At 66.2% G+C, this 25,594-nt stretch carries 24 protein-coding genes; 5 read left to right on the forward strand and 19 right to left on the reverse strand.

Going from position 1 to position 25,594, the window contains the following annotated elements:
* Positions 1-206 precede the first annotated feature (206 nt).
* From AC3WTC_RS18805 to ubiE, 7 genes are all read right to left on the reverse strand, one after another.
* On the reverse strand, positions 207-2,177 hold the full coding sequence (locus AC3WTC_RS18805) for an LTA synthase family protein (protein WP_492712272.1): 1,971 nt from the start codon (positions 2,175-2,177) through the stop codon (positions 207-209).
* A 310-nt stretch (positions 2,178-2,487) separates the two neighbouring features.
* Complete coding sequence (locus tag AC3WTC_RS18810) at positions 2,488-3,117, reverse strand: HAD family hydrolase (RefSeq protein ID WP_099785438.1); 630 nt, start codon at positions 3,115-3,117, stop codon at positions 2,488-2,490.
* Positions 3,105-3,836: a hypothetical protein gene (locus AC3WTC_RS18815; protein WP_025877265.1), complete on the reverse strand. Its 732-nt coding sequence runs from the start codon at positions 3,834-3,836 to the stop codon at positions 3,105-3,107. The genes AC3WTC_RS18810 and AC3WTC_RS18815 overlap by 13 nt, the downstream gene beginning before the upstream one ends.
* Before the next feature lie 86 nt (positions 3,837-3,922).
* Positions 3,923-4,642, reverse strand: a complete 720-nt coding sequence (locus AC3WTC_RS18820) for a hypothetical protein (protein ID WP_134833099.1) — start codon at positions 4,640-4,642, stop codon at positions 3,923-3,925.
* Between the two features lie 62 nt (positions 4,643-4,704).
* Positions 4,705-5,577, reverse strand: coding sequence for a hypothetical protein (locus AC3WTC_RS18825; protein ID WP_492712274.1), 873 nt, complete (start codon positions 5,575-5,577; stop codon positions 4,705-4,707).
* A 276-nt stretch (positions 5,578-5,853) separates the two neighbouring features.
* Complete coding sequence (locus AC3WTC_RS18830) at positions 5,854-7,782, reverse strand: M1 family metallopeptidase (protein WP_132824149.1); 1,929 nt, start codon at positions 7,780-7,782, stop codon at positions 5,854-5,856.
* Positions 7,783-8,016: 234 nt separating this feature from the next.
* Positions 8,017-8,778 carry a bifunctional demethylmenaquinone methyltransferase/2-methoxy-6-polyprenyl-1,4-benzoquinol methylase UbiE gene (ubiE, locus tag AC3WTC_RS18835; protein ID WP_032976541.1) on the reverse strand — a complete coding sequence of 254 codons (762 nt, stop codon included), beginning with the start codon at positions 8,776-8,778 and terminating at the stop codon, positions 8,017-8,019.
* Positions 8,779-8,858: 80 nt separating this feature from the next.
* On the opposite strand from ubiE, the gene AC3WTC_RS18840 reads away from it, so the two are divergent.
* From AC3WTC_RS18840 to AC3WTC_RS18855, 4 genes are all read left to right on the forward strand, one after another.
* Positions 8,859-9,311: a nucleoside deaminase gene (locus AC3WTC_RS18840; protein WP_005411083.1), complete on the forward strand. Its 453-nt coding sequence runs from the start codon at positions 8,859-8,861 to the stop codon at positions 9,309-9,311.
* Between the two features lie 199 nt (positions 9,312-9,510).
* Entirely contained in the window at positions 9,511-9,771 is a 261-nt protein-coding gene (locus tag AC3WTC_RS18845; protein ID WP_492712278.1) for a hypothetical protein, read from the forward strand.
* Positions 9,772-9,845: 74 nt separating this feature from the next.
* Positions 9,846-10,172: a hypothetical protein gene (locus AC3WTC_RS18850; protein WP_025877273.1), complete on the forward strand. Its 327-nt coding sequence runs from the start codon at positions 9,846-9,848 to the stop codon at positions 10,170-10,172.
* Positions 10,173-10,244: 72 nt separating this feature from the next.
* Complete coding sequence (locus tag AC3WTC_RS18855; protein WP_025877275.1) at positions 10,245-10,667, forward strand: low affinity iron permease family protein; 423 nt, start codon at positions 10,245-10,247, stop codon at positions 10,665-10,667.
* Between the two features lie 106 nt (positions 10,668-10,773).
* Here the strand turns inward: AC3WTC_RS18855 and smeF are convergent, their stop codons facing one another.
* The 3 genes from smeF to smeD form a co-directional block, all read right to left on the reverse strand.
* On the reverse strand, positions 10,774-12,174 hold the full coding sequence (gene smeF, locus AC3WTC_RS18860; protein WP_154231518.1) for a multidrug efflux RND transporter outer membrane subunit SmeF: 1,401 nt from the start codon (positions 12,172-12,174) through the stop codon (positions 10,774-10,776).
* A 110-nt stretch (positions 12,175-12,284) separates the two neighbouring features.
* Positions 12,285-15,410, reverse strand: a complete 3,126-nt coding sequence (gene smeE, locus AC3WTC_RS18865) for a multidrug efflux RND transporter permease subunit SmeE (protein WP_080149814.1) — start codon at positions 15,408-15,410, stop codon at positions 12,285-12,287.
* Between the two features lie 12 nt (positions 15,411-15,422).
* Positions 15,423-16,604, reverse strand: coding sequence for a multidrug efflux RND transporter periplasmic adaptor subunit SmeD (smeD, locus tag AC3WTC_RS18870; RefSeq protein ID WP_099843711.1), 1,182 nt, complete (start codon positions 16,602-16,604; stop codon positions 15,423-15,425).
* 225 nt (positions 16,605-16,829) lie between these two features.
* On the opposite strand from smeD, the gene smeT reads away from it, so the two are divergent.
* Positions 16,830-17,489: an efflux transporter SmeDEF transcriptional repressor SmeT gene (gene smeT, locus AC3WTC_RS18875; RefSeq protein ID WP_025877280.1), complete on the forward strand. Its 660-nt coding sequence runs from the start codon at positions 16,830-16,832 to the stop codon at positions 17,487-17,489.
* A gap of 92 nt (positions 17,490-17,581) precedes the next feature.
* Here smeT and hslU read toward each other — a convergent pair whose 3' ends face one another.
* The 9 genes from hslU to AC3WTC_RS18920 form a co-directional block, all read right to left on the reverse strand.
* Positions 17,582-18,958, reverse strand: coding sequence for an ATP-dependent protease ATPase subunit HslU (gene hslU / locus AC3WTC_RS18880; protein WP_025877282.1), 1,377 nt, complete (start codon positions 18,956-18,958; stop codon positions 17,582-17,584).
* A 76-nt stretch (positions 18,959-19,034) separates the two neighbouring features.
* Positions 19,035-19,586, reverse strand: coding sequence for an ATP-dependent protease subunit HslV (hslV, locus tag AC3WTC_RS18885; protein ID WP_025877284.1), 552 nt, complete (start codon positions 19,584-19,586; stop codon positions 19,035-19,037).
* A gap of 74 nt (positions 19,587-19,660) precedes the next feature.
* Positions 19,661-19,861 (reverse strand): DUF3079 domain-containing protein, encoded by a 201-nt coding sequence (locus AC3WTC_RS18890; protein WP_025877286.1) that lies wholly within the window; start codon positions 19,859-19,861, stop codon positions 19,661-19,663.
* Between the two features lie 176 nt (positions 19,862-20,037).
* Positions 20,038-20,931, reverse strand: a complete 894-nt coding sequence (gene xerC, locus AC3WTC_RS18895; RefSeq protein ID WP_080149813.1) for a tyrosine recombinase XerC — start codon at positions 20,929-20,931, stop codon at positions 20,038-20,040.
* A 16-nt stretch (positions 20,932-20,947) separates the two neighbouring features.
* Positions 20,948-21,622, reverse strand: coding sequence for a DUF484 family protein (locus AC3WTC_RS18900; protein WP_025877290.1), 675 nt, complete (start codon positions 21,620-21,622; stop codon positions 20,948-20,950).
* Positions 21,619-22,470, reverse strand: coding sequence for a diaminopimelate epimerase (dapF, locus tag AC3WTC_RS18905; protein ID WP_492712285.1), 852 nt, complete (start codon positions 22,468-22,470; stop codon positions 21,619-21,621). The genes AC3WTC_RS18900 and dapF overlap by 4 nt, the downstream gene beginning before the upstream one ends.
* Positions 22,463-22,702, reverse strand: a complete 240-nt coding sequence (gene lptM / locus AC3WTC_RS18910) for an LPS translocon maturation chaperone LptM (protein ID WP_301910213.1) — start codon at positions 22,700-22,702, stop codon at positions 22,463-22,465. Before lptM ends, dapF begins: the two co-directional genes overlap by 8 nt.
* A 128-nt stretch (positions 22,703-22,830) precedes the next feature.
* Positions 22,831-23,253, reverse strand: coding sequence for a YbaN family protein (locus AC3WTC_RS18915; protein ID WP_032976551.1), 423 nt, complete (start codon positions 23,251-23,253; stop codon positions 22,831-22,833).
* Between the two features lie 56 nt (positions 23,254-23,309).
* Positions 23,310-25,442 (reverse strand): S9 family peptidase, encoded by a 2,133-nt coding sequence (locus AC3WTC_RS18920; RefSeq protein ID WP_099843713.1) that lies wholly within the window; start codon positions 25,440-25,442, stop codon positions 23,310-23,312.
* Between the last annotated feature and the right edge of the window lie 152 nt (positions 25,443-25,594).

Raw genomic sequence — 25,594 nt, forward strand, 5'->3', positions numbered from 1 at the left:
TCGATTCCAGATGCAGCCCGCGCTGCGCGCTCGCCGGGCATGGCCCGGCGCTACCTCCAGCTCAGGGCCTGGCCTTCTCCGGCAACCGGCCGGCACCGCTCTGGTAGCGTCGGGCCACGCCCGGCGGCTTTCCGATCAGACACCTTCGATTCCAGATGCAGCCCGCGCTGCGCGCTCGCCGGGCATGGCCCGGCGCTACCTCCAGCTCAGGGCCTGGCCTTCGGCAACCGGTACAGCTCTTTCTCGTAGGCCAGCGTGCCCCACATCGCGTAGGCATGTGCGCGCCGTGCCAGTTCCGGCCGCAGCGGCTGCGGCTGCAGCTGGTCGCTGGCCGGGTCGTAGCGGAAGCCCTGCGCTGGCTTGTCCGGCTGCAGGATGGCCACATCGTTGCCCTCCATCCACGCCAGATTGCGGTCGTACTGCATCAGCGCGCGTCCGGGCTGCAGCCGCTGCAGGTCGGTCAGGTCCTGGCCAACGGTGGGGGTGGCATCGGCAATGCCCAGCAATGACAACAGCGTCGGCGGCAGATCGATCTGGCTGACGATGCGGGCATCGCGGCGCGCCTCGATGCCGCCGCCGAGGATCAACCCGGGAATATGGAAGTTGCCGATCGGCACCATGTTCTTGCCGAACACCCGCGAATCATGGTCGGCCACCACCAGGAACACGGTGTCCTGCCAGTACGGTGAGGCCATCGCCTTGCGGAAGAACTCGCCCAGCGCATAGTCGGCGTACTTGGCGGCGTTGTCGCGGGTCTGCTTCGGTTGCTCGTACAGGTCGATTCGGCCGTCGGGGAACTCGAAGGGATCGTGGTTGCTGGAGGTGAACACCAGGCCGAAGAACGGCGTGCCCTGCGCTTTCAGCTGCCGGAACTGCTGGTCGGCGCGAGCGAACAGATCCTCGTCCGACGCGCCCCAGGAGCCGACGAAGGCCGGCCTGCGGTAATCCTTGCGGTCCACGATGCGGGTGAAGCCATTGGCGAGGAAGAACTCGCGCATGTTGTCGAAGTGGCTTTCGCCGCCGTAGTAGAAGCCGGTGTCGTAGCCATGCCGCCCCAGCACATCGGCCAGGGTGAAAAAGCGCTGGCGGCTGGCGGGCAGCTTCACCACCGATTCGGCCGGGGTCGGCGGGAACCCGGTCAGGACCGCCTCGATGCCGCGCACCGAACGCGTACCGGTGGCATACAGCCGCTCGAACGCCCAGCCCTGCCTGCTCAGGCGGTCGTAGTTGGGCGACAACGGTCGTCCGCCGAGACTGCCGATGAACTGCGCGCCCAGGCTTTCTTCCAGCACGATCACCAGATTGCGCGGCTTGCCCTGGTACTGCGGCGGACGCAGCGCCAGGCTCGGCAACGCGTCGGAGACGTACACCGATGCCGGCAGGCCGCTGCTGGCGCGCAGTTCGCTGACCACCTCGGCAAGCGGCAGGTCACCGTAGACGCGAGAGGTTTCGCTGCGGGTCGCCAGTTGCCGCGCGGCATAGCCGACGGTGTACAGCGAATTCAGCGGCAAGGCGTTGATGGTGGGGTCGGTAGAGAATGCCACCAGCGCCGGATTCAAGGGCCGATGACCCAGGCTGGAACGCACGCCCAGCGCCGCCAGCAGCAGCACCAGCAACGCCAATGGCAGCCGCCACAGCCATCCGGCTTCGACTGCGAGCGCCGGGCTGTTGCCGACCCAGCGCCGCGACCCGCGAAGCAATGCCCAGAACAGCACGATCACAGCGGCAACTTCGATCACCACGGCCAGCAGATGGCCGCGCAGCAGCGTCATCCCGACTTCTTCGGGATAGATCAGATACTCCAGGAACAGGCGATTGGGGCGCAGGCCGTACTCGGCCATGAAGCTCGGCGTGGCCAGTTCCATGAACACCAGCAGCACGCTTGCCAGGATCAGCCACCACCGCAACAGATGGCGCCACGCGCGGCCCACGCGTCCCTCCAGCGGCAACAGCAGCGCCAGCACCGCAGGGATGCCGTACAGCAGGCACAGGGTCGACACATCCACCCGCAGCCCCTGCAGCAACACCGTGGACCAGCCGTCGGCAGCACTCACCCGCGCGGCATGCCACAGCGACAGCCCCAGCCGGGACAACGACAGGGCGACCAGGCCAAACAGGAAGAAGGCGGCAATCGGACACAGACGCCGGTACAGCGACACCCACGCAGCTCGGAGCATGAAAGGAATCCAGAAATGGAGCAAAGGACACCCATGCCCCATCCTTGGCAGCGGGCCACACCGGACAACGTGTTACCCGACACCACCGCCAGCGCAGCGGAACTTCCCGCCGGCACCTTCAGCATCCACCTCAGCTTCAATCGGGCTGCGGCAGTGCGCGGCGGCGGTTCCGCAACCGCCTCCGCTTCAGCCCCGGCGGGTCATTCGAAGAACGTCCCGCCGACCGCGCACAATACACTGTGATGACAGTCGGCAGTTGACTGCAGGTGCGGCCCCTGGCTACCTGCCAGCGGGCGCACAGAGCGCCGCGCTAGCCTCCCCAGCGCTCCAGCACCGCCCCGCAATCGGCCAGGTGCCAACAGGCCATGCCCGGCCACGGGTTGTCCGGGGCATTGACCAGAAGCGTACGGCTGCCCGCCGCGCGGCCGCATTCCAGATCGAAGCGATAGTCGCCTACCATCACCACCTGCGAAGGTTCCACCTGCCAACGCCGCAGGAAGTACTGCAGCCCGGCCGGTGAGGGTTTCGGCTCGGCCTCGTCGCGGCCGATGATGTCGTCTTCGGCAAAGACGTCGCCCAGCCCGATCGCCTGCAGGGTGACCTGCGCCAGGCTGCGCACGTTGCGGGTCAGGATGCCCAGCCGGCAGCCGGCGCCCTGCAGCGCGCGTACCAGCGCCACCGCTCCCGTTGCCGGCTGGGAAGCAGCGGCCAGCGCACGCTCGTGCGCCAGCAGCCAAGCGTGCTTGGCGCTGGCCTCTGCGGCCGGCAACCCGGCCAGATGGGTGAGGATGTCATCCTCTTGCGGAATCGCCAGTTCGCGCTTGATCCGCGCGAAATCATGCACCGCCACGGTCAGCGTGCCATCCATGTCGAACACCCAGTGGCGAATCGCCGACAGCGACGACGCAGCCGCCGGTGCCTGCACGGTCAACGCCACCACGCCGGCATGCGGCTGGCATCCACACCACCGGTCTCGAACATGGCCGTGCGCGTGCCACCGGCCTTGACCGGGAACTCGATGCTGATCGACTTGCCCTTTGCTGCCAGCTTCCACAACGCCTTCTGGTCGGTGATGAACATGGCGATCGCCTCGTCGGTCTTCGGCCGCCAGGCCGCCATGGAGACCGGCTTGCCGCCGTCCACCGTGACCTTCACCGTGCACTGCGGGCAACGGAAATCGCCGGCCTGCAGCACCAGGTAGGCATGACGCTTCCATTCGGGGTGGTCGCGGAACACCAGCTGCACCGGCTTGGCGCCGCTGCCATCCACATCCACCCGCTCCTTGCTGAAGATCTGCGCCGACACCTGGTTGCCCTTGCTGCCGACCGGAATCTGGTTGTACTGCCACAGCGCCTGCATGCGGCGCAGGTCGCGCGCGGCATCGCCCTTGGCCTTGACCTCGTCGAAGCCGGCGGCGATGCGCTCGGCGGCGGCGGTGTCCTTGTACTGGTCCAGCAGCGAGGCGCCATGCAGGCGCGCACGCTCCCAGTCCTGCGCGGCCACGGCCATGTCGTACTGCTTGGCCACGTCCTCGGCCTTGGCTTCCTTCTGCGCCTGCACGGCGGCCGCAGCGGCCTCCTGCGCCTTGCGTTCTTCCTCGGGGTTGCTGCAGGCGGCCAGGGCCAGGGTGCAGGCGGTGAGCAGGATCAGTCGTTTCATGGTGTGTCCCGTAAACATCCAGCCGGCTTTCGCCGCGAGGACATTACTGTATCGCCTTCAGCAGTCACGCGGGACCGTAGTAGCGCTTACTGGAACGGCCATACGGGAGAATCCGGAAGGTCCGGACACCCCTTTCCCGCGCGACGCGCTTGACCCACTGTGAAGAACTCTCTGCCCCCCGCACTCCATCCACGCACCGACATGGACGGCGGCAGCGTGTCCCGGCTTCTATCGCCTCCAATGTGCGTTTCACTCCAGACGTACGGCTTCACGCCATCGCTGTCACGCGCGTCATCTCCATCCAGCCGCACAGTGATATCGCCCTCCAGGCTGCGACTGACACGGGCACGGAGTGGACCATCTTCCCAAAGTGCATCATCCACAAGCTCCTGCAGATGGGTCCGTCCCGGCTCTGGCAGGGACAGTCCAGCCAACTGCAGCCCTCCGGCAACGCCCTGCGCATTGAACAGGCTCAGGGCTATCGACCAAGCGATCTGAGCGGCTGGCATGGACCGCGGTGCTCCGTCCGCTTCGGTGCTGAAGTGGTCGAAATTAGCAAGCAGCAATCCATTGCAGAGCAGCATGGCCGCGGGTCCAATTTCACTACTGGACTCGTGGCGAGTAAACAGCAGCCACTCCCCATGACGGTACTGCCTGAGGCTCGAAGTGGTATCGGTGACGCCGGGAACCGTACCGGCAGAAAAATCGACCCACGCTGCGCTGCCAATCGTGGTCTCCCAGCTCTCTACTGAATCGTCTGCAGCCAGCGCGCCTTGCGTCGACACGGCGCCGACCAGCGTCAGCAACAGCCGGGCACATCGTGCCAGCCTGCTCTGCTGTCCACCTGGCAGTGACCGCCCCGCCCGGATCATGCCGGGCACCCACCGGACGCCCTTCGCAGATCACCAACAGTGCTGGCCTCCACGTGCTCCAGCACCGTCCAGTCCAGTAGAGAAACAGAGTCAGGCAGCGCAGGTTCTCGGGGAGATGCGCCGATGATGATCTCCCACCATGCCCCTATTGGAGCAGGCTGTGGCCCTCGCAGCGTGACTTCAAGTTCTGGCATCTCGCGGCCTTCCTGCTTGCTTCCTCCAGATGCGGCACGCTTGTTCGCGCCGGTCTTCACAAAAAACAGCTTGAGATCGCCCTGAGGAGTGCGCTGCGTGCTTGCTCGATAGTGCTCTGCATCTGTGGCCCACTGCATGCCCCAGTTCGTCTGGTGATACTGGCCGTCCGCGCGGATTGTCACCGCCGTCTCCGCACTCAACGACAACAGCGCAGCGTGCTCGAACATCCGGGTGTAGAGGCGGGAATAGTCCTTCGTCGGATTGGCGGAATCGAGGTCTTCCTCGACATCCCAGTTCACAACGTTGATCCCACACAGAACCATGTGGAATGCGCGCCCAGGCGCCGCGTCGGCTGACATGACAATGTCCTGATTCCGGTACTGGGTCATCGTTCCGCGGAAAAGCTCGCTGCGCCCCGTCCCATGCGCGACTTCCACCCATCCTGCCTGGCGGTAGAGGGCACGCAAGGGTGAAGCCGCATCGGAAGATGCTGTGCCGTTCTGGGCTGTTGCGGTCAAAGCAGTCGGCAACAGGAGTACTGCCAGCCCGATTCTGCAGAGGCGGGTGATCCCACCCGAACCGCCCGCGATGCTGGCAGGCACGGCCGCAGGCGGCAGGCTGATTGGCGGATCAACCCGTGCCGGGTCTTCAGCCGAGGAACAAGCATGTTGCATAGGCCAGGCCTGTCAGGAAAGGGGACCTCTCCGCGCGCGGCCCGATTCAGTCCCGTGCGCGTCGGAGCCCAGACGTTACGTCCAATCCTTTTCCGGAAACATGCAATAAATCTGAAAAGAGTAGCGCTGTGTCCTCCTTGCCTTTCAGAATCCCTGCGGTCCTGATTCCATAAAAAAGCGGCGGGTCACCCCGCCGCTTTTCAGATCATGGAAACGCCAGTCGAGCATGGCTCGACTCTACAAAGAAAAGCGCCGGGGGATACCCGGCGCGTTTTCTTACTTGGCTTCAGCCTTGGCCAGCATGTCCTGCACCGAGGCGGTGGTGATCGGGTGGTAGCCCGGCTTGGCCTTCTCGAACGCCTGCTTGGCCAGCTCCAGCCCCTTCGGGGTCTTCACCAGTTCAGCGTAGATCGGCAGGATCAGCTTGCGACGGCCGACACGCTCGATGAACGCAGCGGCCGCTTCATTGGCCTGCTCGTAGCCGCTGCGGATGGTCAGCGGGTACCAGCGCATGGCGATCTCGCCATTCGGGGTGCCAGTGAAGTGGAACGCCTTGTCCAGCGTGGCCAGCTTGTCCAGCGGCTGGGTGGCACCCAGGCCGTCGATGAAACGGACCCACTCCTGGGTGCTCCACTCGGCAATCACCTGGCTGCTCGGCACGGTGCCGGCGCTGGCGAAGGCGATGCGCGCGGTATCGACGCTGCTGAAATTGCGCGACTGCGCCTTGGCTGCGAACGCCGGAATGCCCGGCTCGTCCAGCCACGCCTTCAGTTCGGCCTCGGTCACCGCCGACGGATTCTTCGGCAGCAGGTTCTTCTTCAGGTACTCGACGAACTGGTCGGTGTTGGCGCTCTGGAAGGCGTGGTCATCGAACCAGCCGCGCAGGAACGGGTCGAAGGTTTCGCGGCCGAAACGCTGTTCCAGGAATTCCAGGAACCACGAACCCTTGACGTAGGCCACCTGGCTCAGGGCTTCGTCCGGATCACGCTCGTTCAGCGGCGGCAGCGCCAGTGCCTGGTCGGCCGGGCTCATGTCCTTCACTTCGGCCAGCAGATCGGTCTGGTCGATCTGCTTTTCCATTTCGGCCATCTCCTTGCCATACAGGGCTTCGGTGATGCGGCCCTGGACGTAGGTGGTGAAGCCTTCGTTGAGCCAGATGTCCTTCCAGCTGGCGTTGGTCACCAGGTTGCCCGACCAGCTGTGCGCCAGTTCATGGGCGACCAGCGAGACCAGCGACTTGTCGCCGACGATCACGGTCGGGGTGGCGAAGGTCAGGCGCGGGTTTTCCATGCCGCCGAACGGGAACGACGGCGGCAGCACCAGCATGTCGTAGCGGCCCCAGCGGTATTCGCCGTACAGCTTTTCGGCGGCACCGATCATCTTCTCGGTGTCTTCGAATTCCTTGGCGGCCTTGTTGACCATGGTCGGCTCGGCCCAGACGCCGGAGCGGCCGGAGATCGGCTCGAACACCAGGTCGCCGGCGGCGATGGCCAGCAGGTAGGACGGAATCGGCTGCGGCATCTTGAAGGTGTAGTCACCGTCACGCGCAGCCTTGGGATCGTTGTCGGCGCTCATCAGCACCATCACGTCCGGGCGCGAGACCACGTGCGCGCTGTAGGTGAAGCGCACGCTCGGGGTGTCCTGCAACGGTACCCAGGAACGGGCGTGGATCGCCTGCGACTGGCTGAACATGAAGGGCAGCTTCTTGCCCTCGGTCATCGACGGCGCCAGCCACTGCAGGCCCGAAGCGGTCGGTGCGGTGTGGTAGGTCACTTCCACCTTGGCCGGCTGTTCCGGGGTTTCGATGGTCAGCTTGCTGCCGAACACCTTGTCGGCCGGGGCCAGCACGAACTGCAGCGGGCTGCGTGCACCGTCAGCGGCGATCGCTTCGACCTTGGCGATGCTCAGCTCGCGGGTGTCCAGCACCAGCTGCTTGGCGTCCTTCTGCTTCCATTCCAGGGTGTAGGTGGCGGTGCCGCCGATCTGCTTCTGGTCGAAGTCCAGCTTCAGGTCCAGCGCGATGTCCTTGACGACGACCTTGTCCGGCTCGGCGTACGAGCTTTCATCGTGGCTGCGGTTTTCGGCGTTCACGGGGGCGGCGGGAGCCTTCTGGGCAGTCGGGGCGGCGGCGGGTGCGGCCGCCTCCTGGGAGCAGCCGGCGGCCAGGGCCACGGCCAGCGGAAGGAGCATCAGCGGATTGCGCATGAATCGGGACCGTTACGGGGAACAAACCCCAATGGTACCTCTCCCCCGGCCGGGAAGCGTTGCGCGGTGCGGGGTAATGGCCGGCCCCGCGATGGCCCGGCAGGTGCCAACCTTGGTTGGCACGGACCTGTCAGCGCTCGCGGACGGGCGTGTGCCAACCAAGGTTGGCACCTACCAGGACCGTGCCGGGACGTTGCGTGGTAGCGCCGGGCCATGCCCGGCGACCGTCAAGGCTTACAGCTTGTAGCCGGAGTGGATCGAGACGATGCCGCCGGTCAGGTTCTTGTAGTGGCAGCGCTCGAAGCCGGCCTGCCCCATCATCGCCTTCAGCTCTTCCTGCGGCGGATGCTTGCGGATGCTCTCGGCCAGGTACTGGTAGCTGTCCGAATCGTTGGCGAACAGCTTGCCCAGCTTCGGCAGGATCTTGAACGAGTGGAAGTCGTAGATCGGCTTGAACCAGTCGGCGGTGACTTCGGAGAACTCCAGCACGCGGGCCTGGCCGCCTACCTTCAGCACGCGGTACATCTCGCGCAGGCCGGCGTCCTTGTCGGTCACGTTGCGCAGGCCGAAGGCGATGGTCACCAGATCGAAGCTGTTGTCCGGGAACGGCAGGGCCTCGGCGTTGCACTGCACGTAGTCCAGGCCCAGCACCAGGCCGCGGTTGGTCAGGCGGTCACGGCCGACCGACAGCATGCCGGCGTTGATGTCGCCCAGCACCACCGAGCCCTCGGCACCGACGCGCTCCTTCAGCAGCGCGGCGATATCGCCGGTGCCACCAGCCAGGTCGAGCACGCGGTCACCCGGCTTCACCTGCGCGGTGGCGACGTAGTAGCGCTTCCATGCCCGGTGCACGCCCATGCTCATCAGGTCGTTCATCAGGTCGTAGTTGCGCGCGACCGACGTGAACACCTGGCCGACCAGCTTCTGCTTGTCCTTGGCGTCAACGTCGCGGAACCCGAAATGGGTGGTACCGGATTTGTAGGGGGATTCGCTCATGCCCCCGATTATCGCACCGCCGGGCCCCTGCGGGGAACGCTGGCCGTATCATGGCGCCCCACGACCTACCGGAGCCCCGCATGATCACCACGCCCGACTACCAGGCCCTGCTGCAGACCGCCATTGCCGAAGCCCGCCAGGGGCTGGCCGAGGGCGGTGTGCCGATCGGCGCGGCGCTGTACCACAACGACGGCCGCCTGCTCGGCTGCGGCCACAACCGCCGCGTGCAGGAAGGCGACCCGTCCGTACATGGCGAGACCGACGCCTTCCGCAAGGCCGGCCGCCAGCGCCGCTACCAGGACACCATCATGGTCACGACCCTGGCCCCGTGCTGGTACTGCTCGGGCCTGGTGCGGCAGTTCAACATCGGCACGGTGGTGGTCGGCGAATCGCGCACTTTCCAGGGCGGCATCGACTGGCTGCGGGAAAACGGCGTCAACGTGATCGACCTGGACAGCCAGGAATGCGTGGACCTGCTTGGCGGTTTCATTGCGCAACATCCGGAAATCTGGAACGAAGACATCGGCGAATGAGCATCCGCCACGGCTGATGAGCCCGCCTTGATGAACGCTTCAGTGCCGGCACAGCCTTGTGCCGGCAGCGTCTGCACGCTTCAACGTGAACTGCTGCGCAGTCAGCTGCATGCGGTCAACACGCGCCACTAACATCCTGCTGCGCAGCGACGTCTAGGGTGGAATGCAACCGGGCCCCCGCCCCGGATTGGAGCCGACCATGCAAGTGCATGCCGTACGTCCTCGCAGTGACCCGGCCCTGGCCGCGATCTGGAGCCGACTTCAGCAGCAATACGCACTGCACCAGCGCAGTGCCCCGTTCTGGAGCGCCTACCAGGACATGCAGCAGGATCTGCTGCACGACCATCCCCGCGACCTGGTGCGCCTGTGCAATGCGATGGCCGCCATGGCCGAACACCTGGGTGCGGTTGAACACGCACAGCTGCTGCGCCATCGCCACGCTGGCTGCACATCACGCTGACGCGGCATGCACCGCCGCCCGGGCCACACTGTAATGGGCCCCCACTCCCTTCACCTCCAACCGATTGGATCGTCATGCACGCTGAAGTTCCCGCCATTCCCCCTGTCATCAATGTCGATGCGGAGCTGGATTACTGGCGCCGCCAGCACGCCGATGGCGCACTCGCGCACACCTCGTTCGGCACCTATGTACCGTGGATCAAGTTCGCCTGTGATTCGCTGATCACCCAGCCACGCGCCAGCAACGCCCAGCGCGATGAGCTGTTCCAGACCCAGTACGCCCTGCAGATCATGCCGCGCCTGAGTGAAGCGCAGGCCCGCGAATTCGTCGAACGCTGCTGGCAACACGTCTACCTGGCCAGCCCGGTGCGCAGCCAGGAAGCACCGCGCCTGCGCGCCTGAGTCCACGCCTGCTGCACGGCACCTGCACGGCCATGTGCCGATGATCGTCGCCATTCCCGTGGAACGATGACGATGAGCGCAAGGAACCTGTTCAATACGATCGCCAAGAAGGCCGCGGCCGCCACCGGCTCGCCGTGGACCTTCCTGGCCGCAGTGTCGATCGTCGTGCTGTGGGGCATCAGTGGCCCCATATTCAAATTCAACGACACCTGGCAGCTGGTGATCAACACCGGCACCACCATCATCACCTTCCTGATGGTGTTCCTGATCCAGCACACGCAGAACTCGGACACCGCGGCGATGCAGATCAAGCTGGATGAACTGATCCGCGCCACCGCCGAGGCCAACAACGAGCTGCTGGACCTGGAAGAACTGGACGAAGAGCGCCTGGAAGAGATCCGCGCCGAGTACGAAAGGATGGCGCGCGAAGCCGGCGACGCATTGACGCGGGTACGCGCCTGCCGCACCGAGCGGCGCGACGACGAAGCGGTGTAGCCCTGCTCATTGACCGGTAGCGCCGGCCGCTGGCCGGCAACTGCACGATCCCTGTTGATCCCGCGCGCTGCCGGCCAGCGGCCGGCGCTACCAGAATCGGAGCGGCTTACCCGCGCTCGTGCCAGCCGCCGCCCAGCACCTTGTACAGCGTGATGCGGTTGGCCTGCTGCGCCAGCTGTGTCTGCAGCTGGCTCTGCTGCGCGTTGTAGGCGGTACGACGTGCATCCAGCAGGGTGACGAAGCTGTCCAGGCCCGCGTCATAGCGCGCCTGCGACAGGCGGTTGGCCTGCTCGGCCGCTTCCACCAGGCGCTGCTGCGAGGCCGCCTGTTCATCCAGGCTGACATTCAATGCCAGCGCATCGGCGGTTTCGCGGAAACCACTCTGGATCGACTTTTCGTACTGCGCAAGCGCGATATCGCGGTCGGCGTTGGCCACGGCCAGGTTCGCGCGCAGCTTGCCGCCCTGGAAGATCGGCAAGGTGATCTTCGGCAGGAAGCTCCACACCCGCGTACCGCTGTCGAACAGGCCGGACAATTCACCCGAACCACTGCCGATGCTGCCGGTCAGCGAGATGCTGGGGAAGAAGGCAGCGCGTGCGGCACCGATGTTGGCATTGGCCGCCAACAGCTGATGTTCCGCCGCCATGATGTCCGGGCGCTGCAGCAGCACGTCGCTGGGCAGGCCAGCCGGCGGTGGTGCCAACGCAAGCACCTGCGGTGAGATGCTGTCCGGCAGCAGCGCCGGATCCAGCTGGCCACCGGCCAGCAGCGCCAGCGCGTTGCGGTCCTGGGCCAGCTGCCCACGCAGGCGTGCGGCATCGGTGCGCGCGGTCTCGACCAGGGTGCGGGTCTGGGTCAGTTCCAACCCTGAACTGCCACCGCGCTCATGGCGCGCTTCGGCCAGGCGCAGCGAATCCTCATAGGTCTTCACCGTGGCTTCGGCGATTTTCAACTGTTGCGCGTCGGCACCGTAGGTCAACCACGCGGTGGCGGTCTCGGCCACCAGGCTCAGCTGCGCGTTGCGGCGGTTGGCGGCTACAGCGAAGTACTGCTGCAGCGCGGCTTCGCTCAGGTTGCGCACGCGGCCGAACAGGTCCAGTTCGAACTCAGCCACGCCGACGCCCGCGCTGAACTGCTCGGTGACCGGCACGTCGCCACCGCGGCGGTCCATCTGCCCGGTCACGGCCACGGCCGGCACCCGGTCCGCGCGCTGCACGCGGTACTGGCCACGCGCCTTTTCGACGTTGAGCACGGCCACGCGCAGGTCGCGGTTGTTGTCCAGCGCCTGGCCGATCACCTGCTGCAGGCGCTCGTCGGTGAAGAAGTCACGCCAGCCGACCGCGGCCGCATCGGCCACTTCGCCCTGCGCGGCTTCGGCCGGCCACTGCGACGGAATGGCCGGGGCCACTGCGGTGTTCTTCGGCGCCAGGGTGCCGCAGCCGGCAAGCGCCAGTGCCGCAGCGATGGAGAGGAACAGAGATGCACTTTTCATTGGAATGACTTCCATCGGTACTGCCGGATGGCAGGAGGTAGTGCCGGCCGCTGGCCGGCAACCTCATTGGATTCACATCAAGCGATCAGCAGCTGCCGGCCAGCGGCCGGCACTACCGTTTCAAATCAGCTGGTGGCGTTGCGCTTCTTGAACACGCGCTGCACCACGACGAAGAACAGCGGCACGAAGAACACGCCGAGCACGGTGCCTACCACCATGCCGCCGAGCACGCCGGTGCCGATCGCCTGCTTGGCGCCGGAGCCGGCACCGCTGGAGATCGCCAGCGGCAGCACGCCCATGCCGAAGGCCAGCGAGGTCATGATGATCGGGCGCAGACGGTCGCGGACCGCGTGCATCGTCGCTTCGATCAGCCCCGCGCCCTTCTCCAGATGCTCCTTGGCGAACTCGACGATCAGGATCGCGTTCTTGCTGGTCAAGCCCACCGTGGTCAGCATCGCCACCTGGAAATAGATGTCGCGCTCCATGCCACGGAAGGTATTGGCCAGCACCGCACCGAGGATGCCCAGCGGCGCCACCAGCAGCACCGAGGTCGGCACGCTCCAGCTTTCATACAACGCGGCAAGGCACAGGAACACGATCATCAGCGACAGGGTGTACAGCAGCGGCGTCTGCGAGCCCGCCTGGCGTTCCTGGTAGGACATCGCCGTCCACTCGACGCCGAAGCCCGCCGGCAACTGCTTGGCCAGCTGTTCGATCTCGGCCATGGCATCACCGGACGCCACGCCCGGGGCCGGTTCGCCCTGGATTTCGGTAGCCGACACGCCGTTGTAGCGTTCCAGGCGCGGCGAGCCGTAGTCCCAATGCTTGCTGGCGAAGGCGCTGAACGGAACCATCTCGCCCTTGTCGTTCTTCACCGACCAGAGATCGAAGTCCTCCGGCACCATGCGGAACGGCTGGTCAGCCTGCACGAACACGCGCTTGACGCGGCCGCGATCGATGAAGTCATCGATGTACGAGCTGCCCCACGCGGTGGCCAGGGTGGTGTTGACCTGGTCGATCGACAGGCCCAGCGAGCTGGCCTTGGCCACATCGATATCGATGCGGAACTGCGGGGTGTCTTCCTGGCCGTTCGGTCGCACGTTGGCCAGCTTCTTGCTGCCGGCCGCCAGGCCCAGCAGCTGGTTGCGGGCCGCCAACAATGCCTCGTGGCCCTGGCCGCTGTTGTCCTTCAGGAAGAACGTGTAGCCGGAGGCCGTACCCAGTTCCGGAATGGCCGGCGGCGGGAAGGCAAAGATGAAGGCATCCTTGATCTGCCCCAGCGCGGCCATCGCGCGTCCGGTGATCGGCATCACCCCGTTGTCGGCGTCACGATCCTTCCAGTCCTTCAGCTTGACGAAGGCCATGCCCGCATTCTGGCCCATGCCGGCGAAGCTGAAGCCCTGCACCGAGAACACCGATTCGACGGCACCCTTCTCGTTTTCCATGAAGTGCTTTTCGAGCGCGGCGATCGATTCCAGCGTGCGCTCCTGGGTTGCGCCTACCGGTGCCTGCACCAGCGCCATCAGCACGCCCTGGTCTTCGTTGGGCAGGAACGAGCTGGGCAGGCGCACGAACAGCACGCCCATCAGCAGGAACAGCGCGGCCACGATGCCCATGAACCGCCACGGACGGTGCAGGATGCCGCGCACGCCGCGCTGGTAGCTCTCGCTGGTGCGGTCGAAGCCACGGTTGAAACCGTTGAAGAAGCGACCGGCGAAACCGCGGTGGGCGACATGGTGCTCACCCTTCTTCAGCGGCTTGAGCATGGTGGCGCACAGCGCTGGCGTCAGCACGATCGCGACCAGCACCGACAACGCCATCGCCGAGACGATCGTCGCCGAGAACTGCCGGTAGATCACGCCGGTGGAACCGCTCATGAAGGCCATCGGCACGAACACCGCCGACAGCACCAGGCCGATGCCCACCAGCGCGCCGGTGATCTGGCTCATCGACTTGCGGGTGGCTTCCAGCGGCGACAGGCCCTCTTCGGACATGATGCGCTCGACGTTCTCCACCACCACGATGGCATCGTCCACCAGCAGGCCGATGGCCAGCACCATCGCGAACATGGTCAGCATGTTCACCGAGAAGCCCAGCACCGACAGCACGCCGAAGGTACCCAGCAGCACCACCGGCACGGCGATGGTCGGGATCAGGGTGGCGCGGAAGTTCTGCAGGAACAGGTACATCACCACGAACACCAGCACGATCGCTTCGAGCAGGGTCTGCACCACGCCCTTGATCGACACGCGCACGAACGGGGTGGTGTCGTACGGGATCTCGGCCTTCAGGCCGGCCGGGAAGAAGCCTTCCAGTTCCTTCAGCGTTTCATCGACACCGGCAGCGGTATCCAGCGCGTTGGCGCCGGTGGCCAGGGTGACCGCCAGGCCGCTGGCCGGCTGCCCGTTGTAACGGGTGACGAAGTCGTACGACTCGGCGCCCAGCTCGACGCGGGCAACATCGCCCAAGCGCAGTTCGGCACCGTCCTGCGCACCGCGCACGATGATGTTGCGGAACTGTTCCGGTGTCTGCAGGCGCGACTGCGCGTTGATGGTGGCGTTGAGCTGCTGGCCCTTCACCGACGGCGCACCACCCAGCTGGCCGATGGCCACCTGCGCGTTCTGTGCCTTCACCGCAGCGACCACTTCCGGCACCGACATGCCGTAGGTGTGCAGCTTGTTCGGGTCCAGCCAGATGCGCATGGCGTACTTGCCACCGAACACCTGGATGTTGCCCACGCCCGGAACGCGGCTGAGACGATCCACGACGTTGGAACCGACGTAGTCGGCGATGTCGTTGGCATCCATGCTGCCGTCTTCGGACACGAACGCGATGACGTTCAGGAAGCCCGAGCTGGACTTGGCCACGTTGATGCCCTGCCGCTGCACTTCCTGCGGCAGCAGCGGCATCGCCAGCTGCAGCTTGTTCTGCACCTGCACCTGGGCGATGTCGGGGTTGGTCCCGCTCTCGAAGGTCAGGGTGATGGTGGCCTGGCCGTTGGACGAGCTGTTGGAGGAGAAATAGATCAGACCATCAAGGCCCTTCATGTTCTGCTCGATGATCTGCGTCACCGAGTCTTCGACCACCTTGGCCGAAGCACCCGGGTAGCTGGCGCTGATTTCCACCGCCGGCGGTGCGACGTTGGGGTACATCGAGATCGGCAGCTTGAACAGGGCCAGGCCGCCGGCGAGCATGATGATGATCGCGATGACCCACGCGAAGATGGGTCGATCGATGAAGAAACGTGCCATGGAGTTCTCCGCTTACTTCGCGCCTGCGGCCGCAGCTGCAGGTTGGGCGGCGGCCGGCTTGGCCGGGGCGGCGCCCTGTTCGGTGGCATTCACGGGCATGCCCGGGCCGATCTTCTGCAGGCCTTCGACGATGACCTTGTCGCCGGCCTTCAGGCCGTCCTCGACCAGCCACTTGTCGCCGACGGTGCGGCTGACCTTGACCGGGCGCACTTCGACCTTGTTGTCCTTGCCGACCACCATCGCACTGGTATCGCCCTTCGGATCGCGGGCGATGCCCTGCATCGGCACCAGCACCGCATCGCTGCGCACACCGCCGCCGATCACCGCGCGCACGTACATGCCCGGCATCAGCAGGCCATCGGGGTTGTCGACCCTGACCCGCAGCGCGAAGCTGCCGGTGGCCGGATCGACGCTGACTTCGGAGAACTCCAGCGTGCCCTTGTGTTCGAAGGTGCTGCCGTCTTCCATCAGGATGCTGACCGGCGTCTGCTGGTTGTCCTGCAGGCGGCCGGCGGCCAGTTCGCGGCGCAGCTGCAGCAGCTCGGCCGAGGACTGGGTCAGGTCGACGTAGATCGGGTCCAGCTGCTGCACGGTTGCCAGCGCCGTGGCCTGGCCGGCGCTGACCAGCGCGCCCTGGGTGACGGTGGACTTGCCGATGCGGCCGCTGATCGGCGCGGTGATGCGCGCATAGCCGAGGGTCACGTTGGCGGCATCCAGTGAGGCCTTGGCGGCGCCGACATCGGCCTCTGCCTGCTTCTGCGCAGCCACGGCGTTTTCCAGATCCTGCTGGCTGACCGCGTCGACCTTGGCCAGCTCGGTGATGCGCTTGGCGCTCAGCCGCGCCGCATTGGCGGTGGCTTCGGCGCGGGCCAGCTGTGCACGCGCACTGTTGGCCTGGGCGCGGTAGCTGGCGTCCTCGATCTGGTACAGCGGCTCGCCGGCCTTGACCATCCCACCCTCGGTGAACAGGCGCTTGGCGACGATGCCGTTGACCTGCGGGCGCACTTCGGCCACCAGGAAGGCGTTGGTGCGGCCTGGCAGCTCACGGGTCAGCCCGACGGTCTCGGACTTCAGCGTGACCACGCTGACCTGGCCCGGTCCCTGTTCGGGTGCCTGGGGTTGGCCGCCGCAGGCAGCGACGGTGGCAGCGATCGCCAGCGACAACGCGAAGGGTCGGATTCGGCTCAGCAACATGATGGGAATGGCTCTTGAAGGGAGGGATCTCAGCAGGTGCTGATACGACGGCCCCTCCCCTTGCAGGAGTGAAGACCGCGGACAGCGCCCACCCGCGTGAAGTGGGAGCCAGGACAGGCCTGCCACGCACACGACGGGAATGATGGGAAGGAAATATACATACATGCGTGTTTGTTTGTAAAGCAGTACAATTCAGCCACGTTTCACCCGCACTCGTACCCGCTCATGGCCCGCAAAACCAAAGAGGACACCCAGGCAACCCGCGAAGGCATCCTGGATGCCGCCGAAGCCTGTTTCCACGAACACGGCGTGGCCCGGACCACGCTGGAGATGATCGGTGCCCGCGCCGGCTACACCCGCGGCGCCGTGTACTGGCATTTCAAGAACAAGGGCGAGGTGCTGACCGCGATCGTCGAACGGGTGCACCTGCCCTTCATGCAGGAGCTGGAGCGCACCTCCACCGACCAGCGCGACACGCCGGTGCATGACCTGCGCGCGGTGATGATCCACTCGTTCATCGAGCTGTCCGAGGACGAGCGCCTGCGCAAGACCATGGAGATCATGCTGCGCAGCGATGCCTCGGCCGACACCAGGGTGCTGACCGAACTGCAGCAGAGCGGTTTCCGCGATGCCCTGGACCGGATGGAACGCGCCCTGCGCCGTGCCCAGGACCTGGGCCAGCTGCGCGACGGCGCCGACCCGAAGATCGCCGCGCGCATGCTGCACGCCACCGTGCTCGGCGTGCTGCACGGGGCGATGGTCGAACCGGACCTGATGGACCTCAAGCGCGACGGCATGCTGGCGCTGGACATGACCCTGGCCGCCTACGTGAAGGAAGGCGTGTTCGTACCGGGTTCGGTGCCCGAGCCGCTGCCGGAGGCGTGACGGCGCCGCCGGGCATGGCCCGGCGTTACCGCAGATTCGGCCACCCTGCATAACGAAAAGGCCGCCTTTCGGCGGCCTTTTCGCGTTCCCGGTTACAGGATGTAACGGCTCAGGTCCGGGTCCTGCACCAGTTCACCCAGGTGCGCATCGACATAGGCACTGTCGATGGCCAAGGTTTCACCATCGCGGTCCGGTGCTTCGTAGCTGAGCGAATCCAGCAGGCGCTCCAGCACGGTATGCAGGCGGCGCGCACCGATGTTCTCCTGGCGCTCGTTCACCTGGAAGGCGATCTCGGCCAGGCGGTCGATGGCATCGGTGGTGAAGCTGACCTTGACGCCTTCGGTGGCCAGCAGCGCTTCGTACTGCTTGGTCAGCGCAGCCTTCGGCTCGGTCAGGATGCGCACGAAATCAGCCTTGCTCAGCGCACCCAGCTCCACGCGGATCGGGAAGCGACCCTGCAGTTCCGGGATCAGGTCACTGGGCTTGGCCAGGTGGAACGCACCCGATGCGATGAACAGGATGTGGTCGGTCTTGATCGTGCCGTACTTGGTGGACACGTTGGAACCTTCCACCAGCGGCAGCAGGTCGCGCTGCACGCCTTCGCGCGAGACATCACCGCCACCCACGTTGTCACCCCGCTTGGCGACCTTGTCGATCTCGTCGATGAACACGATGCCGTGCTGTTCACAGGCCTCGATCGCGGCGGTGCGGATGTCGTCCTCGTTGACCAGCTTGCCGGCCTCTTCCTCCTGCAGCAGCGGACGCGCGGCCTTGATGGTCAGCGTGCGCTTGTGTGCCTTGGCGCCACCACCGAGGTTGGCGAACATCGACTTCAGCTGCTGGCCCATTTCCTCCATGCCCGGCGGGGTCATGATGTCCATGCTGACGTTGGCGGTCAGGTCGAGCTCGATCTCGCGATCGTCCAGCTCGCCGTTGCGCAGCATCTTGCGGAACTTGATGCGGGTCTCGTTGTCCTGCGCCGACGGTTCGTTGCGCGCAGCCTCCGGGTCGAAGCCGATGCCACCGCTGCGGCGCGGCAGCAGCGCATCGAGGATGCGGTCTTCGGCGCGCTCTTCGGCCTGCGTGCGCACGCGCACCTTGGCCTGCTCGCGGTACAGCTTGACGGCGGTATCGGCCAGGTCACGGATGATCTGCTCGACATCCTTGCCGACATAGCCGACTTCGGTGAAGCGGGTCGCTTCGACCTTGACGAACGGCGCGTTGGCCAGCGTGGCCAGGCGGCGCGCGATCTCGGTCTTGCCGACGCCGGTCGGGCCGATCATCAGGATGTTCTTGGGCATGACCTCGTTGCGCAGCTCGGGCTGCAGCTGCATGCGGCGCCAGCGGTTGCGCAGGGCGATGGCGACCGCGCGCTTGGCGTCGTGCTGGCCGACGATGTGCCGGTCCAGTTCCTGCACGATCTCGCGCGGGGTCATGGTGGCGGAGGAAACTTCGATCTTGTGCGGCATGGGTGTGCTCACGAATGCGTTGTCGGTAGCGCCGGGCCATGCCCGGCGGATCAGGAATGCGTGTGACGGTTCCCCGTCACAACTCCTCGACCACCACGTTGCGGTTGGTGTAGATGCAGATGTCACCGGCGATGTTGATCGCTTCGCTGGCGATGGTGCGTGCATCCAGTTCGGTGTGCGCCATCAGCGCGCGTGCAGCGGACAGCGCATACGAACCACCGGAACCGATGGCGATGATGCCGTCCTCCGGCTCGATCACGTCGCCGGTGCCGCTGATGATCAGCGAGGTTTCCTTGTCGGCCACCGCCAGCAGGGCTTCGAGCTTGCCGAGGCGGCGCTCGGTGCGCCAATCCTTGGCCAGTTCCACCGCGGCACGCTGCAGCTGGCCATGCTTTTCCAGCTTGGCTTCGAACAGCTCGAACAGGGTGAAGGCATCGGCGGCGGCACCGGCAAAGCCGGCCAGTACCTGGCCATCGCGGCCAAGGCGGCGGACCTTGCGTGCGTTGCCCTTCATCACCGTGTGGCCGAGGGTGACCTGGCCGTCGCCGGCAATGGCCACGTGCTCGCCGCGACGAACGCAGACGATGGTGGTGGCGTGGAAAACGGTGGGATTCTGACTGGGGTCCATGCGGCCTCCGATAGCTGTTCACGGGACATGGGGACAGCCGCCGAAGCGATCAAGCCCGCACCGATAGCTGCCGTTCAGCGCTTGGCATGCGATGGCCGGTCCGGATTGGGTTCAATGCCCCACGCCACGTACCAGTCCTCACCCTGCGTCTCGATCGGGTGCTGGGTGCGGCCCGAGCCGTTGCCACAGGCCAGTGCATCGGCAGCGCAGTAACGGTCGCAGCCCCAGCAGATGCGCTCGGGGTGCTTGGGGCGCAGCGGAATGGGCTTTGCCATGGTCGGCATCTCGTCGTGGCCTGCGGCCACGATGCACCGGCGACCACTGCCCCGCCCTGATCCAGATCAAGCGGCGGCCGTTCCGGTAGCGCCGGGCCATGCCCGGCGAGCGCGCAGCGCGGGCGGTGTCGCGTACACGACACATGGATCGCACAGCCGCCGGGCATGGCCCGGCGCTACCCCCCCGTGTCGGGCGGGTCTTTGCGACGTTTCGCGCGCGGATGCGCCGCATCGTAGACCTTGGCCAGATGCTGGAAATCCAGGTGGGTGTAGATCTGCGTGGTGGCGATGTCGGCATGGCCGAGCAGTTCCTGCACACCGCGCAGGTCACCCGAGGATTCCAGGATGTGGCTGGCGAAACTGTGCCGCAGCATGTGCGGGTGCACGTGCTTGAACAGGCCCTGGCGCTGCGCCAGCTGGCGGATGCGGATCTGCACCGCGCGCTGGCTGATCGGTCCGTTGCGGCCGGGGAAAACCGGTGTGGCGCCACCACCACCGCTTTCGCTGCGCCAGGTCAGCAACGCTTCGCGTGCCGGCTTTCCGAAGGGGACGCGACGTTGCCGGTTGCCCTTGCCCATCACGTTGACCAGGCCGCTGGCGAAATCCAGATCGCGCCAGGTCAGCGCACAGACTTCGCTCAAGCGCAGGCCGGAGGAATAGAACAGTTCCAGCAGCGCGCGGTCACGACGACCCAGCTCGCCTTCCGGTTCCAGTTCAACCAGCTGCACGGCTTCGTCCGCATCGAGCACCTGCGGCAGCCGTCGCGGCGCACGCGGCGCCTTCAGTGTCGCTGCCGGGCTGGCCTCGATGCGGCCATGCTTGAGCAGCCAGGCATAGAAGCTGCGGCAGGCCGACAGCCGGCGTTGCAGGCTCTTGGCCGACAGGCCACGGCGGTGTTCATCGGCAACGAACTGGCGCACCGCGTCGGTATCCAGCGCCTCCACGGCCACCCCGCGGGGTTCGGCCCACACCGACAACGCGTCCAGGTCGCGGCGGTAGGCATCGAGCGTATGCGCCGACATCCGCCGCTCCACCTGCAGGTGCTGCAGGAACGCCTGCACCGCGCTCATCGTCGTCGTTTCCCGCTCAATCCGCGAAGCGCTTGAGCCCGGTCACCAGGGCCTCGCCCATCATCCGCAGGAACAGCGTGCCCATGCCGGGATAGAAGCGGTTCGGATCATGGCTGCCCACCGCGATCAGGCCAACACCCGGCAGCGGCAGCAGCGCGGTGGTCTGCACCTCCTCGCTGCGCGCGCCGTACAGCACCGCGTTCTTGTCGCTGTGCAGGCGGCCGCAGATCGGCTCACCATCCTTCAGGCAGTCGCGGAACGGGCCCAGCTGCGCATCATCGGCAGCCAGCACCTGCAGCCACTCGGCCTGCTCCAGCCCGGCCACCGGCGCATGCACGACCAGCCGTACCAGATCGCCGGCGAAATCTTCCTGCAGTGACGCCGCCATCGCGCGCAGCGTGTCGGCGGCGTTGTCCTGCTTCATCAGGGCCAGGGTGAGCTGATGCGTGCGCACCGCCAACCGCTCGTTGACCTGCGCGGTCGCGCCCAGGTCGGCCAACCGTCGCGCCAGCTCGCGGTTCTTCTCGCGCAGCACTTCCAGCTGGTAGCTGGCCAGCGATGCGGTCGGGCCGTCATCGCGTGGCACCACCAGGGTCAGCGCCAGGTCCGGGAACTGCTTGAGGAAACCCGGATGGCGCCGCAACCAGGCGGCGACTTCATGGGCACCGAGCTTGTCGACGGTCTCAGTCATGCGATCCACTCCCCTTCGAAGACGAATGCGGTCGGGCCCGCCATCACCACCGGCTGGCCATCGCCCGGCCACTGGATGCGCAGGTCGCCACCAGGCAGGCTGATGCGCGCATCGCGCTGCAGGCGGCCGCGATGCATCAGGGTCACTGCCGCTGCGCAGGCGCCACTGCCGCAGGCCAGGGTTTCACCCACGCCGCGCTCGAACACGCGCAGGCGCACATGTTCCGGGCCCATTACCTGGGCGAAGCCCACGTTCACCGACTTCGGGAACGAGGCATGCTGCTGCAGCAGTCCGCCCACGCGCTCGACCGGCGCGGCATCGACCAGACCCACTTCGATCACCGCGTGCGGATTGCCCATCGACACCGCCGCGAAGCGCACGGTCTCACCCTGCAGTGGCAGCAGGTACTCCTCACGCGGGTGGGCGAAGCCGATCAGCGGCACCTGCGCCGGATCGAACAGCGGCACGCCCATCGCCACCGCGTACTGGCCATCGCCTAGGACATCCACGGCGTGGCTGGCCAGCGGGCTGTCGATGACGAGGCGGTCGCCCTGCGCACTGCCCTCGCGCACCAGCCAGGCAGCGATGCAGCGCGCGCCGTTGCCGCACTGCTCGGAATTGGAACCATCGGCGTTCCAGATGCGGTAAGAGGCGACGGAGCCTTCGGCGCGCGGCGGCTCGATGGTCAGGATCTGGTCGCAGCCGACGCCGGTATGGCGGTCGGCCAGGCGCGCGGCCAGTTCCGGGGTGGGCGGCGGGGTGCCGTCGCGCAGGTCGATCACTACGAAATCGTTGCCCGCGCCGTGCATCTTGCTGAAGCGCAGACCGTTGGTACCGGCCTTACTCATTCCCGTCGTCCACCTTCTTGGCCGGATCAGGGGTCACCGACGGACTACCGTCGCGGGGCTCCTGGGTGGCAGCGGGCGTGGTGTCGGTATCGGTGGCCGGTTCGACGGTTTCTTCCACCGGCACCGGCTTCTGCGGCAGCACCAGCGGGCCCTTGTTGCCGCATGCGGCGAGGAACAGCAGCGAGGCCGCTGCCAGCGGAATCAGGATGACATTGCGATGGGGGATGTTCATGCCCCGAGTATAGCCATTGGCGGCTGAGCGGTTGGTGCAGGGTGCCGCGTCAGGCATCCGCCGGGCATGGCCCGGCGCCACCGCAACCCGGCACCGTGGCAACGCCGGGCCATGCCCGGCCGGAGAGATCAATCGGCCGGCGGCAGCGGCCGGGTCCACAGCCAGATCGCCACCACGGTCATGCTGCCGATGGAGAACCACTTCACCCAGGCCACCGGCACGCACCACAGCATGATGCCGGCGCACACCGCCATGGTGATCGTGGCCATCCATTTGCCGTAGCGGCTCACCGCACCATGTGCCTGCCAGTTGGCGATGGCCGGGCCGAAGCGCGGGTGCTGCAGCAGCCAGCCGTGCAGGCGCTCGGAGCCGCGCGAGGCGGCCCAGGCCGAGATCAGGATGAATACGGTGGTAGGCAGCCCCGGCACAAAGATGCCGACGATGCCGGTGCCCAGGCTGGCATAGGCCAGCAGCCACCACGCCCAACGGAACCGCACCGGCCGGGCGGGCGTTGGCAGGTCCTTGGTGGCGGGCGGTTCGGGCGGGCGCATCGCGCAAGGATACCGAGCGCAGGTGGCGGCGGCGATATCACCGCCGCCACGATGCGTCATTCCGTCGCAGCACCGGCCGCGGGCGTTTCGATGCCCAGCTGCTGCAGCACGAATGCATACGACTCGGACAGTTCGCGGTAACGCTGGAAGCGCCCGGACTTGCCGCCGTGGCCGGCTTCCATGTTGGTGCGGAACAGGATCGGGAAGGTGCTGGTGTTGTCATCACGCAGCTTGGCCACCCACTTGGCCGGTTCCCAGTACTGCACCTGCGAATCCCACAGGCCGGTACCCACGAACAGCGACGGATAGGCCTGCTTTTTCACGTTGTCGTAGGGCGAGTAGGACAGCATGTACTCGTAGTACGGCTTCTGTTCGGGGTTGCCCCACTCGTCGTACTCGTTGGTGGTCAGCGGGATGGTCGGGTCAAGCATGGTGGTGACCACGTCCACGAACGGCACCTGCGCCACCAGCACGCGGTAGTCCTGCGGCGCCTGGTTGGCGATGGCGCCCATCAGCAGGCCACCGGCGCTGCCACCGGACGCGGCGACACGGTCCTTCGCGGCCCAGCCCTGTGCCACCAGGCCACGGGTGACGTCGATGAAGTCGTTGAAGGTATTCTGCTTGTGCAGCAGCTTGCCGTTCTCGTACCAGTCGCGACCCATTTCCTGGCCACCGCGGATGTGGGCGATGGCGTATACCACGCCACGGTCGAGCAGGCTCACCGCCGTCTGGTTGAAGTAGGGGTCCATCGACATGCCGTAGCTGCCGTAGGCGTACTGGAACAGCGCGCCGGTGCCATCCTTCCTGTAGCCCTTGCGATAGACCAGCGACACCGGCACCTTCACCCCGTCGCGCGCGGTGATCCACACCCGGTCGGTCTCGTACTTCGAGGCGTCATAGCCGATCACCGGCTGCTGCTTCAGCTGGCGACGCTCGCCGGTGGCGGTGTTCAGTTCGTACACCGTGGTCGGCGTGGTCATCGAGGTGTACACGTAGCGCAGCCACGTGGTGTCAGCCTCGGTGTTGTCGCCCAGGCCCATCGAATAGGCCGGTTCGTCGGCCTTCACGTAGTCGTTGCGACCGTCCTTGAACAGCAGGCGGATGCGCTCCAGGCCTTCGGAACGTTCGGCGATGGCGGTGTAGGTATCGAACAGTTCGAAGCCTTCGATGAACACCGCATCGTCATGGGCGATCCAGTCCTTCCACTGCGCACGCGAGGTGGCATCGGTCGGTGCGGTCACCAGCTTGAAGTTCTTCGCGCCATCGTTGGTGCGGATCACCCAGCGGCCGTCGTAGTGGTCGGCGTCGTACTCCACGTCACGTTGGCGCGGGGCGAGCACGGTGAACGTGGTCGGGTCGCTGGCCGGCGCGTAGCGCTCTTCGGAGGACACGGTGCTGTGCACGCCGATGGTGATGAAGCGATCGTCGCGGGTGCGGCCGATGCCCATGTAGAAGCTGTCGTCCTTCTCTTCGTAGACGACGGTGTCGGCGCTGGCCGGGGTGCCCAGCACGTGCTTCTTCACCCGCACGGTCAGCAGGGTTTCCGGATCGTTCTCGACGTACAGCACGGTGCGGTTGTCGTCGGCCCAGACCAGGTCGCCGGAGGTGCCGGTGATCGTATCCGGCAGCACCGCACCGGTGCGCAGGTCCTTGAAGCGGATGACGTACTGGCGGCGGCCCACGTCATCATCGGCCCAGGCCAGCAGCTGGTTGTCCTGGCTGACCTCCATCGAGCCGACGCTGAAATAGCCCTTGCCGGCGGCCATCGTGTTGACGTTGAGCAGGACCTCTTCCGGCGCGTCCATGCTGGCCTTGCGGCGCGCATGGATGGGGTAGTCCTGGCCGGTCTCGTAGCGGCTGTAGTACCAATAGCCGCGCTCGCGCGCCGGCACGCTGGCATCGTCCTGCTTGATGCGGCCGACGATCTCGCCGTACAGCGCATCCTCCAGCGGCTTCAGCGGTGCCAGCAGCTGGTCGGCATAGGCGTTCTCGGCCTGCAGGTAGGCCAGCATGGCCTTGTCCTCGCGCTTGTCGTCGCGCAGCCAGTAATAGTCATCGTTGCGGGTCGCGCCGAACGGCGCCTTGACCACGTGCGGACGCTTCTCAACATCCGGCGGAACGGGCGGGGTGGCGGCGGTAGCGGTGCTGGTCATCAGGCTCGCAAGCAACAGGCAGAGAGTGGATTTCATGAAATAAGGCTCCTTGATCGGCAATGCAATGGCGTCCTTGTGCCTGAGTCTGGGTGGCAGGGGGGCTGCGGGCAACCCTGCGGATCGTCATGGACGCGCGGAGGTAGTGCCGGCCGCTGGCCGGCAACGGCAGCAGACTGTTCATCCCGAGG

The organism is Stenotrophomonas sp. FW305-C-20-S1 (genome assembly GCF_058783335.1).

Excerpts from the sequence above, each read along its gene's own strand:
- AC3WTC_RS18840 (WP_005411083.1), top strand. The coding sequence starts at position 8,859 with ATGATCACCACGCCCGACTACCAGGCCCTGCTGCAGACCGCCATTGCC.
- AC3WTC_RS18890 (WP_025877286.1), bottom strand. The coding sequence starts at position 19,861 with ATGGCAAAGCCCATTCCGCTGCGCCCCAAGCACCCCGAGCGCATCTGC.
- AC3WTC_RS18920 (WP_099843713.1), bottom strand. The coding sequence starts at position 25,442 with ATGAAATCCACTCTCTGCCTGTTGCTTGCGAGCCTGATGACCAGCACC.
- AC3WTC_RS18915 (WP_032976551.1), bottom strand. The coding sequence starts at position 23,253 with ATGCGCCCGCCCGAACCGCCCGCCACCAAGGACCTGCCAACGCCCGCC.
- dapF (WP_492712285.1), bottom strand. The coding sequence starts at position 22,470 with ATGAGTAAGGCCGGTACCAACGGTCTGCGCTTCAGCAAGATGCACGGC.
- hslU (WP_025877282.1), bottom strand. The coding sequence starts at position 18,958 with ATGCCGCACAAGATCGAAGTTTCCTCCGCCACCATGACCCCGCGCGAG.
- AC3WTC_RS18825 (WP_492712274.1), bottom strand. The coding sequence starts at position 5,577 with ATGCAACATGCTTGTTCCTCGGCTGAAGACCCGGCACGGGTTGATCCG.
- ubiE (WP_032976541.1), bottom strand. The coding sequence starts at position 8,778 with ATGAGCGAATCCCCCTACAAATCCGGTACCACCCATTTCGGGTTCCGC.
- AC3WTC_RS18815 (WP_025877265.1), bottom strand. The coding sequence starts at position 3,836 with ATGAAACGACTGATCCTGCTCACCGCCTGCACCCTGGCCCTGGCCGCC.
- smeD (WP_099843711.1), bottom strand. The coding sequence starts at position 16,604 with ATGTTGCTGAGCCGAATCCGACCCTTCGCGTTGTCGCTGGCGATCGCT.
- smeE (WP_080149814.1), bottom strand. The coding sequence starts at position 15,410 with ATGGCACGTTTCTTCATCGATCGACCCATCTTCGCGTGGGTCATCGCG.
- lptM (WP_301910213.1), bottom strand. The coding sequence starts at position 22,702 with ATGAACATCCCCCATCGCAATGTCATCCTGATTCCGCTGGCAGCGGCC.
- AC3WTC_RS18850 (WP_025877273.1), top strand. The coding sequence starts at position 9,846 with ATGCACGCTGAAGTTCCCGCCATTCCCCCTGTCATCAATGTCGATGCG.
- smeF (WP_154231518.1), bottom strand. The coding sequence starts at position 12,174 with ATGGAAGTCATTCCAATGAAAAGTGCATCTCTGTTCCTCTCCATCGCT.
- AC3WTC_RS18830 (WP_132824149.1), bottom strand. The coding sequence starts at position 7,782 with ATGCGCAATCCGCTGATGCTCCTTCCGCTGGCCGTGGCCCTGGCCGCC.
- hslV (WP_025877284.1), bottom strand. The coding sequence starts at position 19,586 with ATGGACCCCAGTCAGAATCCCACCGTTTTCCACGCCACCACCATCGTC.
- AC3WTC_RS18805 (WP_492712272.1), bottom strand. The coding sequence starts at position 2,177 with ATGCTCCGAGCTGCGTGGGTGTCGCTGTACCGGCGTCTGTGTCCGATT.
- xerC (WP_080149813.1), bottom strand. The coding sequence starts at position 20,931 with ATGAGCGCGGTGCAGGCGTTCCTGCAGCACCTGCAGGTGGAGCGGCGG.
- AC3WTC_RS18900 (WP_025877290.1), bottom strand. The coding sequence starts at position 21,622 with ATGACTGAGACCGTCGACAAGCTCGGTGCCCATGAAGTCGCCGCCTGG.
- AC3WTC_RS18855 (WP_025877275.1), top strand. The coding sequence starts at position 10,245 with ATGAGCGCAAGGAACCTGTTCAATACGATCGCCAAGAAGGCCGCGGCC.
- smeT (WP_025877280.1), top strand. The coding sequence starts at position 16,830 with ATGGCCCGCAAAACCAAAGAGGACACCCAGGCAACCCGCGAAGGCATC.
- AC3WTC_RS18845 (WP_492712278.1), top strand. The coding sequence starts at position 9,511 with ATGCAAGTGCATGCCGTACGTCCTCGCAGTGACCCGGCCCTGGCCGCG.